Source organism: Lysobacter sp. MMG2 (assembly GCF_016735495.2).
In the GTDB taxonomy this organism is placed as follows: Bacteria; Pseudomonadota; Gammaproteobacteria; order Xanthomonadales; family Xanthomonadaceae; genus Lysobacter_J.
On sequence record NZ_JAERQY020000004.1, the window covers coordinates 61,526 to 77,147 of the forward strand.

The 15,622-nt window shown below is 65.9% G+C and carries 10 protein-coding genes and 1 pseudogene; 7 read left to right on the forward strand and 4 right to left on the reverse strand.

The features are described 5' to 3' along the window. Positions 1 to 71 precede the first annotated feature (71 nt). Together JI752_RS14885 and JI752_RS14890 are read right to left on the reverse strand one after the other, a co-directional pair. Complete coding sequence (locus JI752_RS14885; protein WP_216965514.1) at positions 72 to 971, reverse strand: complex I NDUFA9 subunit family protein; 900 nt, start codon at positions 969 to 971, stop codon at positions 72 to 74. Positions 972 to 998: 27 nt separating this feature from the next. Next, entirely contained in the window at positions 999 to 3,059 is a 2,061-nt protein-coding gene (locus tag JI752_RS14890) for a lytic transglycosylase domain-containing protein (RefSeq protein ID WP_216965516.1), read from the reverse strand. Between the two features lie 129 nt (positions 3,060 to 3,188). On the opposite strand from JI752_RS14890, the gene JI752_RS14895 reads away from it, so the two are divergent. Continuing rightward, entirely contained in the window at positions 3,189 to 3,989 is an 801-nt protein-coding gene (locus JI752_RS14895) for a sulfite exporter TauE/SafE family protein (protein ID WP_216965518.1), read from the forward strand. 27 nt (positions 3,990 to 4,016) lie between these two features. Here the strand turns inward: JI752_RS14895 and JI752_RS14900 are convergent, their stop codons facing one another. Together JI752_RS14900 and JI752_RS19550 are read right to left on the reverse strand one after the other, a co-directional pair. Beyond that, a complete protein-coding gene (locus tag JI752_RS14900; protein WP_345777369.1) occupies positions 4,017 to 6,143 on the reverse strand; it encodes an ATP-binding protein in 2,127 nt (708 codons plus the stop codon). An 80-nt stretch (positions 6,144 to 6,223) separates the two neighbouring features. Next, a pseudogene (locus tag JI752_RS19550) lies at positions 6,224 to 8,563 on the reverse strand (PAS domain-containing protein); the annotation flags it as partial. Positions 8,564 to 8,818: 255 nt separating this feature from the next. On the opposite strand from JI752_RS19550, the gene JI752_RS14910 reads away from it, so the two are divergent. The 6 genes from JI752_RS14910 (at position 8,819) to JI752_RS14935 (ending at position 15,360) form a co-directional block, all read left to right on the forward strand. Continuing rightward, the gene (locus JI752_RS14910; protein WP_216965524.1) at positions 8,819 to 9,379 is read left to right on the forward strand and encodes a fimbrial protein; all 561 of its coding nucleotides are present in this window, start codon (positions 8,819 to 8,821) and stop codon (positions 9,377 to 9,379) included. Between the two features lie 88 nt (positions 9,380 to 9,467). Then, positions 9,468 to 10,199, forward strand: coding sequence for a fimbria/pilus periplasmic chaperone (locus JI752_RS14915; RefSeq protein ID WP_216965525.1), 732 nt, complete (start codon positions 9,468 to 9,470; stop codon positions 10,197 to 10,199). 129 nt (positions 10,200 to 10,328) lie between these two features. Beyond that, a complete protein-coding gene (locus tag JI752_RS14920) occupies positions 10,329 to 12,923 on the forward strand; it encodes a fimbria/pilus outer membrane usher protein (RefSeq protein ID WP_216965528.1) in 2,595 nt (864 codons plus the stop codon). 70 nt (positions 12,924 to 12,993) lie between these two features. Beyond that, positions 12,994 to 14,013: a fimbrial protein gene (locus tag JI752_RS14925; protein ID WP_216965530.1), complete on the forward strand. Its 1,020-nt coding sequence runs from the start codon at positions 12,994 to 12,996 to the stop codon at positions 14,011 to 14,013. Positions 14,014 to 14,102: 89 nt separating this feature from the next. Beyond that, entirely contained in the window at positions 14,103 to 14,249 is a 147-nt protein-coding gene (locus tag JI752_RS14930) for a hypothetical protein (protein WP_216965532.1), read from the forward strand. A gap of 67 nt (positions 14,250 to 14,316) precedes the next feature. Then, positions 14,317 to 15,360 carry a fimbrial protein gene (locus tag JI752_RS14935; protein ID WP_216965534.1) on the forward strand — a complete coding sequence of 348 codons (1,044 nt, stop codon included), beginning with the start codon at positions 14,317 to 14,319 and terminating at the stop codon, positions 15,358 to 15,360. Positions 15,361 to 15,622 lie beyond the last annotated feature (262 nt).

Below are 15,622 nucleotides of genomic sequence, written 5' to 3' on the forward strand. Positions count from 1 at the left end.
TCCAGTTCGAGGCAGGCGACGATCCTAACGCACCGGTGCGGCGCTTCCCGTATGCGCCGCGGGGATTCGTCTCAGCAGCCGGCGAGGATCTCGGCGAGCTTGGGCTCCACCGCGGTCGGCGTCACGCCGAGCCGGCGCAGGCCGTCTTCCAGGCTCACCGAATCCAGTTGCAGCGAACGCCAGTTGTCGCGGCTGATCGGCTTGCCCGGAAGCCATTCGCCGATCTCCGCCTGCAGCTTGCCCAGCGCGGGCGGCAGGCCGATGACGATGCGGTGCCGGCCGCGCCCGCGCGCGGCGAGCTTCACGATCTGCTTCAAGGTCAGCACGTCGGGGCCGACCAGGTCGTAGCTCTGGCCGATGCTGCGCGGCTCGTCCAAAGCCTTGGCGAAGGCGTCCACGACATCGCCCACCCACACCGGTTGGAAGCGTGCACCGGCCCCGCCGATCGGCAATGCCGGCGCGAACTTCAGCAGGCCGTCGAAGCGGCAGAACAGGCCATCGCCCGGCCCGGCGATCACCGACGGGCGGAACAACGTCCAGTCCAGACCGGACGCGCGGACATGCTGCTCGGCGCGCCCGCGCGATTGCAGGTAATGGCTGTCGCCGCGGCCGGCGTTGAGTGCGCTCATCTGCAGCAGGCGACGCACGCCCATGCGCGTCATCGCCTCGATCAGCGCGTCGGTGATGCCGACGAAGACGTGCTCGAAACCTCGGCCGTTGTCGCCCTTCTCGTTGAGGATGCCGACGAGGTTGATCGCGGCATCGGCATCGTCGAGCACCGCGGCGAGGAAGTCGGCGTCGCTCACGTCGCCTTCGATCAGGCTGGCGCCTTGCGGTTTCATTGCGCGTTTGCGGGCGTCCACGCCGCGGCTGAGCACCGTGATCCGGTCGCCGCCGGACAACAGGCGCGCGACCAGATGCCGGCCGACGAAGCCGGTGCCGCCAAGGATCACCACATGCCGTTGCGTCATGCGGCGCAGTGTAGGCGAGGCCTCACGTCAGCGCTGTGATCGCGGCCGGGATTGCGCCGGTGCGGCCGGCGCCGGTGCGGTCGGTGCTGCCGCGGCCGGTGTCGGGCAGACGAAGCGCTTGCGTGCACCGTCGGTGCGTCCGCGCAGGCGGTCGCTCAGCGTCAGCGCATCGCCGTTGAGGCGCCAGTCGTAGAGCACGCTGAAGGCCAACACGCGGGCGACATAGTCGCGCGTTTCCTTGTAGCTGATGGTCTCGATCCAGAACTCCGGGTCCATGCCCGGCCGCTGCGACTGCCAGCGCGCCAGCGGCGCCGGCCCGGCGTTGTAGCCGGCGATGACCTGGTACGGCTGGCCGCCGTACTTGTCCATCAGCTGACGAAGGTAAGCCGTGCCCAGGACGATGTTCGTGTCCGGGTCGTAGAGGCTGTCGGCGCCGCCCCAGGGCAGGCCGAGCTTCGCAGCGACGCCCTGGCCGGTGCCCGGAAGGATCTGCATCAGACCCATGGCGTTCGCGCCGGAGCGCGCGCGCGGATAGAAGATGCTCTCGGCGCGGATCTCCGCCGCGATCCAGGCCGGATCGAGCCGGTTGTTGGCGGCCTCGCGGCGGATCGTCGACTCGTGGTGCAGCGGGAAGCGCAAACCGTACAGGCGCGACTCGTCGGGGTTCTTGCCCAGCGAGAACACCGCGCGATCGAACCAGCCGTTGGCCTGCGCCACTTCCACCGCGATGCGTCGCTGCTCGTCGTTGAATCGCGAGAGCGCGTCGTCCCACTCGCGCACGGCCCAGCCGACGCGGTCGATCTGGAACAGCCCCATCGCCCGCACGATGGCGGGATCGCGCGCGATGGCCTGCTGCGCGGCGGCGCCGCTCTGCGGCAGCCACGGGCACAGCGCATACGGCAGGCCGAGCCGGTCGGCGGCCAGGAAGCCGTGGAAGTCGGGCTTGTTGGCCGCCTCCCGGAACAGGCGCTCGGCGTCGGCCTTGCGGCCGGTGAGTTCGCTCAGGCGGCCCTCGAAGAACATCCAGCGTGAATCGCCGCGCTGCTTGGCACCCATCTTCTGGATCGCCGTCAGCGCGGCATTCCAGTCCGAACGCGACATGGCTTCGCGCACGCGCCATTCGTGCAGGCGGTCGTCGAAGGCCGAGGCGGGCACGGCGTTGAGGCGCCGCGCCGAGTCGGGCTCGTACGAGGCCACGGTCCACAGCGCGATCTGGTACAGCACGAGGCCGCGCTGGGCTTCATCCAGCCCCAGTGCGTTGGCGAAGCGCGGCAGCATCGCTTCGGCGGAGGCGGGCGAGGACTTGCCGAGTTTGGCCAGGCCCTGCGACGCGATCTCGCGGCTGCGCGGCGTCTTGGGCCAGGTGAGCGCGCGATCGTGCGGCGACTCCATGAAGGCCGCGTAATCGTTGGCGAGCGCGAGCTGGTCCGGCGGCAATCCGCGCGCGGCGGCGCGCATGACGCCGGTCTCCCACTCGGCTGCGGCCAGGTCGATGCGCTCCCAGCGCAGCTCCGGGCCAAGCCCGCCTTGCGCCGCGAGGGCCGCCATCGGTGCGTCGCACGAATCGGGCAGGGACTTGCCGGTGCGCCACAGCGCCTGCGCATCGCGCGTCCATTGCGCATCGGCGCGACCCAGCACCTGGCGCGCGTTCAACTCGCTGCAACGCAGGTTCGCGCTCTTGATCTGCGGGTTCCATGCGGCCAGCACCGAGGACCAGTCCTGGCGCCGCGCGGCCGCAGCGATCCATGCCTCGCGGAACGCCTCGGCCACGGCCTGCCCACGCTGTCGCGTGAGGAACGCCTGCGCCTGCGGGGCGGGGAGGTTGTCGATGTCGCGCCGCAAGGAGGCGAATTCGATCCACGGGAACAGCGGATGCTGCGCGAGGTCGCTGTAGCGGGCGGCATCGAAGCGGCCGAGCTCGGCGTCCTCCAGTGCCGCACGCACGCGCGGCAACTTGGGATCGGCCATCGGCTTGGGCAACGGCGGAATGACGACGGCGGGCGCGCCTGCCGTGGTCTGCGCGCAGGCAGAAGCGGCAATGGCGAGGCTGCACGCAGCGAGTACGATGATGAATGGGCGGGGGACCATTCGCGGGACTATAGCCCAGCATCGTGAAGCGGCCGTTGGCGCGATGTGTTCGGCTTTCAGGCGTGGTTGCGACAGGATGTGCAGCACGCATGTCGCTGCGAGGTCGCGCTGCATCGTCCAGGAGAAATCATGCTCACTGCATTGCCTGTATTCCTCGCACTCGGCGCGGTCGCCGGAATTCTCGCCGGGCTGCTCGGCGTCGGCGGCGGTCTGGTGCTGGTCGCGGCGCTGGTGTGGCTGCTGCCCGGCATGGGCATTCCGAAGGAAGCGGCGATGCATGCGGCCCTGGCCAGCTCGCTGGCGAGCATCGTGCTGACGGCCGCGGCTTCGGCCCGTGCCCATGCGCGGCGCGGCAGCGTGATGTGGCCGACGGTGGCGTGGATGGTGCCCGGCATCCTGGTCGGCGGATGGCTCGGCAGCGCTGTGGCGGTGCGCATCGACGACGACGTGTTGCGCTGGATCGTCTCCGGCTACTGCTTCCTCGCCGCCGCGCAGCTGATCTTCGGCGGCAAGCGCAATGCCGCCGGCGATGCCGTGCCGGCACCACGCGGCGCGCCGATGACAGCGGCTGGCCTGGGTATCGGCGCGGTCTCGGCGGTGGTCGGCATCGGCGGCGGCAGCATGACGGTGCCGCTGCTGGTATGGCGTGGCGTGGCGCCGGTGCGTGCGGTCGGAACCTCGTCCGCTTGCGGCGTCGCGATCGGGCTGGCGAGCGCGGTCGGTTACGCGCTGCATGCGCCCGCGGGCGCGCTTCCACACCATGCGATCGGCTACATCTACCTGCCCGCGGCGATTGGCGTTGCCGCCGCGTCCGTATTCGCGGCGCCCTACGGCACGCGCCTCGCGCACTACCTGCAGGGCGACACACTCAAGCGCGTGTTCGCAGGATTTCTCGTCCTGGTAGGAACGAGCCTGGCACTAGGCGTCTGACGCGCGCGCGGGACGACGACGGGACGATCACCCCGTCGTGCCGCGCAGCTCCGGTGCCGTCGAATCCAGCTCGGCCTGGATCGCCTGCAACGTGGCGACGATCGCCGCCCGGCGTTCCGCCGTACCGCGCGGTTTCGCATCGCCGGTGATCGGGCTTGCGACCAGGCTCAATGCCCCCTCCATTCGATGCAGGAGCTCGCGCTGGCGCGGTTCATCCCCCGCCTCGATGGCTCGGTCGAGCTCGTCCACCTCGTCGTGGCTCATATCGGAAAGATCGCGCAGGACACGGAGGAACTCGGCCGGATCCTGATACACCGAACGCAGACCCAGGAATGCGTCCGGCACCGCTTCGGGCACGGCGGGTGCTTCCGGCGCGAGGCGAAGCAGCGCCGACAGTTTCGCCGCAAGCGCATCGAGCTGGATGGGCTTGGCGAGGAAGTCGTCCATGCCCGCATCGCGGCAACGGTGGACCTGGTCCGGCAACGCGCTGGCCGACAGGGCGACGACGGGAATGCCCGCATTCGGACCGTCGGAAGCGCGCAGCTCGCGGGCGAGGGTGTAGCCGTCCATCACCGGCATGTGGCAGTCGGTGAGCAGCAGGTCGTAGCGATTGCGCGCAAGTTCGGCCAGCGCTTGCTCGCCGTTCTCCGCCATGTCGTACGCGTAGCCGAGCTTGTCCAACATCCGACCGATGACGGCGCGGTTGATCGGATGATCCTCCGCGACCAGAACCCGAATCCGCTGCTGCGATTCGGCGGCGATAGGCAAGGCGACGCCGTCGTCGCTTGCGATGCCCAGCGCGTTGCGGCATGCGGCGAGGAGGGATCGCAGCGACTGCGGGTCGCCGCGCAACATGATGCCCGGGCTGCCATTGGCGACTGCGTCCCCGGTGCTGCTTGCTACACGCAGCATCGGGCAGCGCAGAAGGGCGTCAGGCAACGCAATCGCAGCGTCCACCACGAACAGATCGGCGTCACAGCAGTTGAAGTCCGGCAGGTCGGAAGCCTCGATTTCCATCTGGCTGAAGCCCAGCGAGCTCAAGTCGTTGCTGATCTCCTGCGCGCGCAGCGGATCGGCGACGCAGACCACCACGGTGCGGCCGTCGAACTCGGGGCGCGGGCGCAGCGGTTCCACCACCTGCAGCGACAGATCGAAGATCGCACGCGTTCCCACGCCGGGTTCGCTTTCCAGATGCAGCCCGCCGCCCATCATCGTCGCCAGGCGCCGGCTGATCGAAAGGCCAAGGCCAGTGCCGCCAAAACGGCGCGTGGTCGAATGCTCTGCCTGGATGAACGGCTGGAACAGGCGCGACAGGTTTTCCGAGGCGATGCCAATGCCGGTGTCGGACACTTCGATCCGCAGGCGCTGTTCGTCGTCGACTTCCTCGATCAAACGGACGTGCAGGGTGACGTGCCCTTCGGAGGTGAACTTCAGCGCATTGCTGAGCAGGTTGGTGACGACCTGCCGGATGCGCATGGCGTCGCCCCGGAAGCGCGTGGCCAGGCGCCAGTCCACGATGGAGTACAGGTGCACCTCGCCCTCACGCGCGCGCGCGCCGAAGAGCCCTGCCGCGCTGTCGATCAGATCGCGCAGATCGAAGTCCGTGCGCTCGATGCTCAGACGGCCGGACTCGATGCGGGAATAATCCAGGATGTCGTCGAGGATCTGCAGCAGTGCCTTGGCCGAGTCGCGGGCCATCAGCGCCATGTCGGACTGGTCGACCTCCAGCCGTGTCTGCGTGAGCAGTTCGAGCAAGCCCAGCACGCCGGTCATCGGCGTGCGGATCTCGTGACTCATCGCTGCCAGGAAGATGCTCTTGGCCGCCACCGCGGATTCGGCCTGCGCCTTTGCTTCGCTCAGCGCTTCCGCCTGTTCGTGCAGCTGCGTCGTATCGAACCAGTAGCCGCTCCATTCCACGGCACCGTCCGGCAGCCGCCGCGGCATACCGCCTTCGGTGCGGAGCCAGCGCCAGCCGCCGTCGACGTGGAAGCGCAGGTCGAAAGGCGGCATTGGCTGCAACGTCGTCGCGGCGGCCTCCACGTTGCGGACCACCAGCATCTGGTCGTCGGCGTGCACGCGGGCCAGTACCCGGGGCTCGTCCGCAAGCAGTTCCTGCGCGGACATGCCGACCATGCCGAGCGAATCGCCGGCCATGTACGTGAAGCGGCGGCGTCCGTCCTCCTCGACGCGAAGCCGGAAGACCAGGCCGGGTATCGCCTGGGTGATGTCGCTCAGGCGTTGCTCGGACGCGCGTGCCCGGGCCTCGGCGGCACGGATGTCGCTGACGTCGACGATGGTGCCGAGCAGACGCGACTGCCCGTCGGACGTGATGACGGGGTGGCGCCAGACGATCAGGCTGCGCGCCTCGTCCGTCGCCGATAGACGCATCTGGTACTCGCGACGCGTACTCCCACCCGCGCGCAACAGCTCCGCGTCCTCGTCCATGAGCGCGTTCGCGTCGACATCGGGCAGGTGGTGCGTCTCGATCAACGTGTGGCCGATCAGTTCCTCGCGACGTCTTCCGAACATCTCCTCGTAGGCGCGATTGACGGCGACGTAGCGGCCCTCGCTGTCCTTCACGAGCACGGCATAGGGAATGGATTCCAGCAACGCCTGCTGGAATCCCAGCTGCAACGTCAGCTCGTGCTCGGCCTTCGCCTTGGCGTTTGTGGCCCGCCGCAGCCGGACGTAGGCGAAGGCGATGGCGCCGACCACCAGCAGCAGCACGGCGGCGGCGAGAAGCACCCAGCCCCACGGTGCGCCGTAGGCGTATTCGGTGGTGAGCCAGCGCGACCGGATTGCCTGGCGCTCGCCTTCGTCCAGGCCGTCCAGCACCCGATTGATCACGGGCAGTAGCGCCTCATGTTCGCGGCGAACACCGAATGCGAGCTCGGTGTCCATTCCTGCTGGGCCGACGACGCGAAGTTCGGCCGCGTAGCGATTGCGGATCAGCGCGTCGATGGCGGGCAACGTGCCCACGTAAGCGTCGGCCTCGCCGTTCGCGACTTTCGTCAGCCCCGCTCGTTGCTGCCCACCGCGAGCAGGCGCGTGCGCGGGAGCATGGCGCGCAAGCGCGACAGGACGCCGGCCTCATCACGCACAGACACCGTCCGCCCTACCAGGTCCTTAGGGCCGGCGATCGGCGGACCCTGCATGCGCGCCACGATGACTTCGGGAAAATACTCATAGGGCTGGCTGAAGCCCATCTCGCTCGAATCGATGTCCTCGCTGCTGCCGGCCGCGATCAGATCGATCTCGTGGGCCAGCACCATCCGTTCCAGACTGCCCCAGTCCTGCGCCGGGACCAGTTGCACGCGCAGCCCCGTTTGCTTCTGCAGGATGTTGATGTAGTCCGCCGCGATGCCGTCGAACGCGCCCTTGCGATTGATGAAGCTGTAGGGATAGCGGTCCACCTCGTACCCGATTCGCAGCACCGGCAGTCCGGCCAGACGCTGACGCTCCGCAGCCGAGATGCCTGCGTGCGCGAACGGGAGCCTGTCGTGGTCGTCCAGGCCCCAGCGTGCGCGCAGCTGCACAAGCTCGCGCTCGGTGATGGTGGCTTCGGCCTTGCGCAGGATGCTGGTCAACTCATTGAGATCGCGCCGTACCGCCGGGGCGAACTCAAACGTCGGCAGACCGAACGGGCCAAGTATCGACACATCGTCCGTCTGGCGCTGCTGCACCAGCGTCCGCATGCGCGCGGCGGTGACGCCGACGTAGGCATCGGCCTCGCCGCGGGTGAGCATGTCCAGCGCTTGCGCGCCGTCTTCGGCGTAGACAAGCGTCGCGCCTGGAAACTCGTCATGTACTACGCGCGAGACGACCTGAAACTTGCGTTCCAGGACGACGCGCGCCGTGTTGAGATCACCCGCGCCGCGGATCTGCAGGTCGCCCTTGCGCGCCACCAGCACCACCTGCTGGCCCAGCACGAAGGGTCGCAGCATGTGGAAGCGGTCCAGCCGCTGCGGGATGACCGGCTGCGTGAGCAGCATGTCGTACGGCATCGACTCATTCGATCCACCCAGCGCGACCGACACCCAGTCGTTGTACGGGCGGAACTCCAGTTGCAATCCCGCGCGGCCCGCGAGCAGGCGCGCGTAGTCGACGCCCAATCCTTCCGGTTGCCCGCCGCGCCAGGTTTCGAACGGCACGAAATCGCCCGCATACACGCCGACCTGTATGACCGGATGCGCCTGGCGCCACGCGACTTCCGAAGGTGCAAGGGCCACCGAGCCGGGCGCGCGCGCCTGCGCGCCGACAGCACCGCACATCAGCATGCACAGGATGAGAAGGGTCCGGAACATCGAGAGGACGATGCGCAACCGCGTGCGAGAGCCCATGGGATACCTTCTTTTTGCGGTCAGCGCCTGTCGGTCCACACTAAGTTCCGCGGCCGATGGGCTGCCATCAGAATGATCTGAATGTAAACGCTCTCGCCTTGGGGCGGACCACGCGCGAATCGACGCGCGACGTCTGTGGCGATCAACCCGTCTACTGTGAAGACGTGACGAGCGCGTGAGTTTCCCGGGTGCACCCCAAGCCCTTGTGCCAGACAGCGAACCCACGGTAGTCATTTCAGATTCGCGCGCGACGGGCGACGAATCACGCTCCGTCGCTGGCGAGGAACTCAGTCAGGCTGAGTCGGCTGTCCGCATCCGATTGGAACTTTACTCAAAAGCGAGATCCGCTTTACGCAATTTTTAGGAACTGTCCGATGGGTCCCAGCCAGTCTGGTGGCCAACATACGCCCCGTCGCTAGGGCAAGCCAATACAAGGCAAGCACCACCTCTGCGGCCTACCCACTCACCAGTAACGCATAGGAAATTGCAATGAAGAAGATCCTCCTCTCCTCCGCTATGGTTGCCGTCCTCGGCGTCGTCGCAGCTCCGTCCGCTTTCGCTGCTTCGGGCGGCACCATCACCATCAACGGCGAAGTCCTTGATGGCACCTGCACCGTGAGCGGCGGCGAAAACACCAGCGGCGGCGCCGACTTCACCGTCGACCTGGCCCCGGTTCACAAGGACCGCCTGCCGGCCGCCGGCTCCGTCGCCGGTGCCAAGGGCTTCACCGTGAACGTCGGCGGCAACGCCGGTGACGTGTGCGATACCGCCAAGCTCGCCAAGCTGTGGTTCCAGTACGACGCCGCCAAGATCGACTCGGCCACGGGCAACCTCAAGAACATCGATGCCAGCGGTCCGGCCGTGGTCCAGGTCCAGCTGCTGAACCAGGCCGCCACGCCGATCAACCTGTACACGGGTGATAACACCAGCACCGCCGCATTCGTGAGCGGCAAGGCCAAGCTGCAGTACTCGGCGCAGTACTTCGCCACCGCCGCCGCCACGCCGGGCAAGGTCAAGGCGCAGGCCACGTACGTGCTGTCGTACCAGTAATCGCTTCAAGCGTTCAAAGGTGTGGCCGGCTTAGCCGGCCACACCATTACTTGTACTGGATTCGAAGGTCCGCTTCATCGGAGTTGCCATGAAAACCCTTTCACGCACGCTGTCCGCGCTGGTCCTGACCCTTGTCGGTGGTCTTTCCGCCGCGCATGCCGGCATCCAGATTGTGGGCACGCGAGTCATCTATCCGGCCTCCCACCGTGAAGTCACGGTCCAGGTGACGAACAAGGGCGACGTGCCACGCCTGATCCAGTCATGGACGGACAGCGGCAACCCGGAGGAATCGCCTGAAACCAGCAAGGCTCCGTTCCTCATCACGCCTCCCATTTCGCGCATCGATCCGGGCAAGGGCCAAGCACTGCGCCTGATGTTCACCGGTGCCCAGCTTCCGCAGGACCGCGAGTCCGTGTTCTACCTGAACGTGCTCGAGATTCCGCCGGCGCCGAAGGCTGACCAAGACAACAATTACCTGCAGTTTGCGGTGCGCACGCGCATCAAGATTTTCTATCGCCCGACGACGTTGCAGGGTAACCCCGAAGCATCGGTCGATCAGCTTGGCTGGCGCATGGTGCGTCAGGGAGACAAGCTCGCTGTCGAGTGCACGAATGGCACGGCCTACAACGTGTCCATGACCTATGTCCGCCTGAAGGACGCCAAGAATCCGACGAAGGTCGGCGACAACGGCGGCATGTGCCCGGCTATGGGTCGTCAGACCTTCCCGCTGGAAAATGGCGCAGATAGCGGCCGCATTGTTTTCGATTACATCAATGACTACGGCGCGACGGTTGAGCACGAGGCCGCCTACACGCGCTGAGCCAGGCGCACTTCGCAACTAGTTCCCCTCCCGAACATCCCCAGTCCCTCCATGAGGGGCTAGGAAAGGTTTGTCCCGAATTCCTGGCCTGCCGCTATTGCGCGGGCCCAATCCCCGCCAGGTAACGCCATGTTCACTGCCTCGCTCGAAACCCTTCAGGACCAAGCCGCTGCTTATGGGCTGCGTCGCAAGCGCATCGGTGTGTGCATCCTCGCCGCAATGGCTCCGTTCGCGGTGGTGGCGGCGCCGGATCCTTCGCCCAATCCTTCGCCGGAGCCGGGTCCCGCACAGGTCGAGTTCAATGCGGGCTTCCTCGGTGGTGCGACCGCCGCCGCCGCCGACCTGAGCCGTTTCGAGCGCGGCAATCCGATGCCCACGGGCGCGCAGCGCGTTGACCTCTACGTCAACGAGTATCTTCTCTCGCGCGAGACCGTCACATTCCGTGACGACGGCAGCGACACCAAAGCCTGCTTCACCCGTGCGCTACTCACCACGATGGGCGTCAATGTCGGCAAGCTGGAGGCCGAAGGCGCGAATCTGGACGGCGACTGCCTCGATCTCCCCGCGCTTGTTCCCGGTACCACCGTCTACGCCGATGCGGGTGATCTGAGCCTGCGCGTCAGCGTGCCTCAAATTTCGATGAGTCACGATCCACGCGGCTGGGTGGATCCGAGTCTGTGGGACCGCGGCGTCAATGCGTTCACGCTTGGCTATACCGCCAGCGGCAACCAGTCACAACGCAATGGCCATGACAGCAACCTGTCGGGCTACCTCGGACTGGACGCGGGCTTGAACCTCGGCGGCTGGCGTATCCGGAATCAGTCGAGCTACCAGTGGAACCGTGACGGCAACTCGGACTTCCAGAGCATCCGCACCTACGCGCAGCACGACGTTGACCGCCTGAAGGCGCAACTGACCGTGGGTGATACGTTCACCACGGGTCAGCTGTTCGACTCCGTCGGCTTCCGCGGTGTGCAGCTGGCCAGCGACGAGCGCATGCTGCCGGACTCGCAGCGCACCTACGCTCCCATCATTCGCGGCACCGCGGAAACCAACGCCACCGTCGAGGTGCGTCAGGCCGGCTTCGTCCTGTACCAGACGACCGTAGCGCCGGGCGCGTTCGAGATCAATGACCTCAGCGCCGTCGGCTACGGCGGCGATCTGGAGGTCACGGTGCGCGAGGCCGACGGCCGCGTTCAGACCTTCACCGTGCCCTATGCCGCCGTGCCGCAGCTTCTGCGCGCGGGCACCTCACGCTTCTCCGCCACGGCGGGCGAGGTGCGTGACCAAGGGCTGGTCAAAGATGCGCCGATCTTCGTCGAGGGCACCTACCAGCGTGGCATCAACAACGCGCTGACGGCGTACGCCGGTGTCCAGGCGGCCGGCAACGACCTGTACCGTGCCGCCTTGATCGGTGCTGCGGTCAGCACCCCCGTCGGTGCCTTCGCGGCCGACATCACCGGTGCGCGCACCCGCTTCAGCGGCAACGGCGGCGACCAGAACGGCTACAGCGCCCGCGTCACGTACAGCAAGGCGGTTCCCTCCACCAGCACCAACTTCACCCTGGCGGCATACCGCTACTCGACCGAGGGCTTCCTTGGCCTGGGCGACGCAGTGCGCCTCGATGATGCCGTGCGCACGGGGGCATTGGGCGGTGGCGTGATGGAAGGCGCCGGCCGCCAGCGCAGCAAGTTCGACATCATGCTCAGCCAGCGCTTGGGCGACCGCGCCGGTTCGTTGTACGTCTCCGGTTCGCGCAACGATTACTGGGACGCCGACCGTTCGGTCGACACCAGCTACCAGCTCGGCTGGAACAACCGCTACCGCAACCTCACCTATGGCGTGTCTGCCAACCGGGCGCGCGTGGCCGGTGGCGACTACGACAACAGCTACTACTTCACGCTGTCCGTGCCGCTGGGCGGCAGCGGCCGCACGAGCCACACGCCTATGTTGAGCGTGGCGGGCTCCCATGGACGCGATGGCAACGGCGTGCAGGCCCGGGTCAGCGGGTCGGCGGGCGATCGCAGCCAGTTCAACTACGGTGTCAACGGCAACTTCAACGACAACAACACCGACAGCGTCGGTGCGAATGTCGGCTGGCGCACGCCGTACAACATCCTGGGCGCGTCCTACACCCAGGGCAGCGGCTACAACTCGGCCTCGGTCAACGCGTCCGGCGGCCTGGTCATCCACCGTGGCGGTATCACGCTGGCGCAGTCCCTGGGCGACACCATCGGCGTTGTCCAGGCGAAGGGTGCAAAGGGCGCGCGTCTCAACGACGGCATCAGCAAGATCGACGGTCGTGGCTACGGCATCGTGAACAGCCTGATGCCGTACCGCATGAACGACGTGTCCCTGGATCCCGCTGGCATGTCGATGGACGTGGAACTCGGCGAGTCCCGCTACGAAGTCGCGCCGCGTGCCGGCGCCGTGGTGCCGATCACGTTCGAGACGACCAGCGGTGCCACCTACCTCATCCAGGCGCAGCAGGATAACGGCAACCCGCTTCCGTTCGGAGCCGAGGTGCGCGACAGCGCCGGCAACGTGGTCGGCTACGTGGGTCAGGGCGGTCAGGCATTCGTTCGACTGCCCGACGAGAACAGCGTTGCGCTGTCGGTGATGTGGAACGGCAACGGCAAGTGCACGATCGACTGGAACGCGTCGGCCGCCACGAACGCCAACGGCATCGCCCAGATCAGCAACGGCGTGTGCCATGCGCGCTGACGCGTCCACCGCAGCCATCGAGTACAAGCCAATCGTGGTGCCGGCTCAAGCCGGTACCCGGAGTGTCACCATGTTCAAGATAATCGCCACCCTCGGCCTCGCGATGGCGCTGTGGGTCCCACAGCATGCCAAGGCGGCTGGTGAGTGCACGTTCCCGATGAGCACGGACGGACAGATGCCTAGAATCAGGTTCCCGGCGTTCGATTCCGGTCAATTTGATCCAGACGCGATCGACGTGGGTGACACCTTCGCATCCACTCAACAGCCTCAGGCCGCCGTCGAGAATAGTACTAATCCAACAAGAACGACTGTTTCATGTCCGGGGAAAACTGGGCACACAGTTCGCGGGACGACGGCACCGGCGCCCACCACGCTGAAAGGTCGTCCGGTGTACCCAAGCAGCATTCCCGGCGTGGGCCTTGCTATCAAATATACCAGTTGCGCTCCCGTAGGGTGGTGGCCTGCGTCCATGGCCACTTCCGCGCAGACGTTGACGTCGGGGTGCGTGATCAGGGTCGAGCTGGTCAAGACTGGACCGATTTCATCGGGATCCATGAGTGGTGAGTTTGCAGGTTTGTTCAGCCTCCCATCGGGATCACAATTTGTCAGCCTAGTCTGGAGCGGCGAAGTTCACGTTACCCCGGCTGTGCCCACTTGCGCGCCGACCGTAGTGGACAAAGTGGTGAATATGGGCCGGATCGAGGCCAGCTCGATTACGGACGACGGGTACTCGAATGCGGTGCCCTTCACGATGGACGTAGGGTGTTCCGGTGGTGTCCCCGCCAACAAAACGCAGCAGATGTCCGTCACGTTCACTGACGCAACGAATACGACGAACACGACGGACAGGCTGACGCTCACTTCCGCATCCGCCGCCACCGGCGTCAAAGTGCAGCTGTTGAAGGGTGGCACGCCTGTCACGTTCGGTACGGCGCCCACCAATGGATTGGACAAACCCAACAGCATCGCGCTGGGCACCATCCAGAATGGCTCGTACTCGTTCCCGATGGCAGCTCGTTACGTCCAGACCGGACCGGTCACGCCGGGCGTTGCAAACGCGATGGCCACGTTCGTTTTCATGTACCACTAGGCGCAGCGTTTCACAGACAACGGCATCAGCAAGATCGACGGTCATAACTACGGCATCCTGAAAGCCTGATGCCGGAAGGCCGCGCCTTCATGCGTCTATCCGACGACAACGGCGGCCAGCTCACGGTGAGCTGGAACGACGAAGGCAAGTGCGCGCTGGATGTGAACGCATCGTTCGCCACCAAGAGCTCCGCCGGCATCGCCTTCATCAACAACGGGGTGTGCCATGCGCGCTAACGCGTCCACCCCAGTCGAATTCAATCCCATCGCTGTTCCTACCCAGGCGGGTACCTCGAGGAAAAGTATGTTCAGTTCATTTAAGGGTTTGGGGTTTCCCCAAACAACACAGGGCGGCGCCGCACCAAAGCGCGGTCCGCGTCTTTGGCCGGTTCTGTTGGCCTTGATGCTGGGATTGCCCCTGCCTAGCTGGGCCGTCACCTGTACGAACAGCAACGGCAATCAGCCCTATCCGTTGACGTTCACCTTCCCCAGCCCGTTGGTTGTGGACAACTCCATGGACGACGGCGAGGTGGTGGCCTCCATAACTATTACTCAGGGCGCGGCAGGCGGCGGCGGTTATTCGACCTGCGCCAGCGACACTCGGTTGTGGTACGAAGGCATCGGCGCTTATACCCTCGTGGGCAGGCCTGTCTATCCAAGTTCTGTGGAGGGCATTGGCATCGCGATTTTTAATTACTCGCCGCCTGGGGGCTATTTCCCACAAATGTCAGATCGCTCCGGCGCTTCGTGGGTTGTCAACAGCAGTGCCCTTGTGAGGATCGACCTTGTCAAAACCGGACCCATTACGGGGGGATCACTATCGGGCCCCTTCGCCTACTCGACACTCAAATTCTTCGATGGAACTAGCTTTAACCATACCGTCTACCAATTTAGCGGGTCCGTTCCTGTCGTGCTCAAGAACCCCACCTGCGCTGTAACGACGCCGGACGTGGTAGTCAACCTGGACCAGGCTAGGATCGGGGATTTTGCGACGGTGGGCACCACCTTGAAGGAAAAGGACTTCAAGGTCAGCTTGGCCTGCTCGGGCGGTACTGCAGGCACCAAGACGGAAGTGGACATGTCGCTGGCCGACCGGACTACGCCGGCGAACGTGAGTCAGTACCTGTCGCTGACGTCCGCATCCACCGCGAGTGGCGTGGCCTTGCAGATTGTGCGTAATGGCTCGGCCATCAGCTTCAATCCGACGGTCAACAAGTTCAAGGTTCAGGACGTGCTGCCGGGCAACTCGACGGTCGATATTCCGTTCAAGGCCCGCTATGTGCGTACCGGCACCATCACGCCGGGCAAGGTGCAGGGAATCGCGGTCTTTACGATGGACTACAAGTAGGTCGCCCGCTCGCAGCTGGCGATCAGACAACGGCAGGTATCCCCTGCCGTTTGTCGTTTCCGAGTCACCCCGGAGCGGGCGAGCCGTGGCGTGGCGCCTTGGACTCACGGTGTTCTCAAAGCGACATGGGCCCGTCTGCGTTGTTTGCGGCGGCAATACGGCGACGAAATCTTCGGCCTGCCCTGCGCATCCGCGCTCTAGCTCAATATCGCCACGGTTTGTGCGCCGCACGCGGCCCCTCCCGTTGAAAGCCGGTGTTGGG

Excerpts from the sequence above, each read along its gene's own strand:
- JI752_RS14885 (WP_216965514.1), bottom strand. The coding sequence starts at position 971 with ATGACGCAACGGCATGTGGTGATCCTTGGCGGCACCGGCTTCGTCGGC.
- JI752_RS14890 (WP_216965516.1), bottom strand. The coding sequence starts at position 3,059 with ATGGTCCCCCGCCCATTCATCATCGTACTCGCTGCGTGCAGCCTCGCC.
- JI752_RS14895 (WP_216965518.1), top strand. The coding sequence starts at position 3,189 with ATGCTCACTGCATTGCCTGTATTCCTCGCACTCGGCGCGGTCGCCGGA.
- JI752_RS14900 (WP_345777369.1), bottom strand. The coding sequence starts at position 6,143 with ATGGCCGGCGATTCGCTCGGCATGGTCGGCATGTCCGCGCAGGAACTG.
- JI752_RS14910 (WP_216965524.1), top strand. The coding sequence starts at position 8,819 with ATGAAGAAGATCCTCCTCTCCTCCGCTATGGTTGCCGTCCTCGGCGTC.
- JI752_RS14915 (WP_216965525.1), top strand. The coding sequence starts at position 9,468 with ATGAAAACCCTTTCACGCACGCTGTCCGCGCTGGTCCTGACCCTTGTC.
- JI752_RS14920 (WP_216965528.1), top strand. The coding sequence starts at position 10,329 with ATGTTCACTGCCTCGCTCGAAACCCTTCAGGACCAAGCCGCTGCTTAT.
- JI752_RS14925 (WP_216965530.1), top strand. The coding sequence starts at position 12,994 with ATGTTCAAGATAATCGCCACCCTCGGCCTCGCGATGGCGCTGTGGGTC.
- JI752_RS14930 (WP_216965532.1), top strand. The coding sequence starts at position 14,103 with ATGCGTCTATCCGACGACAACGGCGGCCAGCTCACGGTGAGCTGGAAC.
- JI752_RS14935 (WP_216965534.1), top strand. The coding sequence starts at position 14,317 with ATGTTCAGTTCATTTAAGGGTTTGGGGTTTCCCCAAACAACACAGGGC.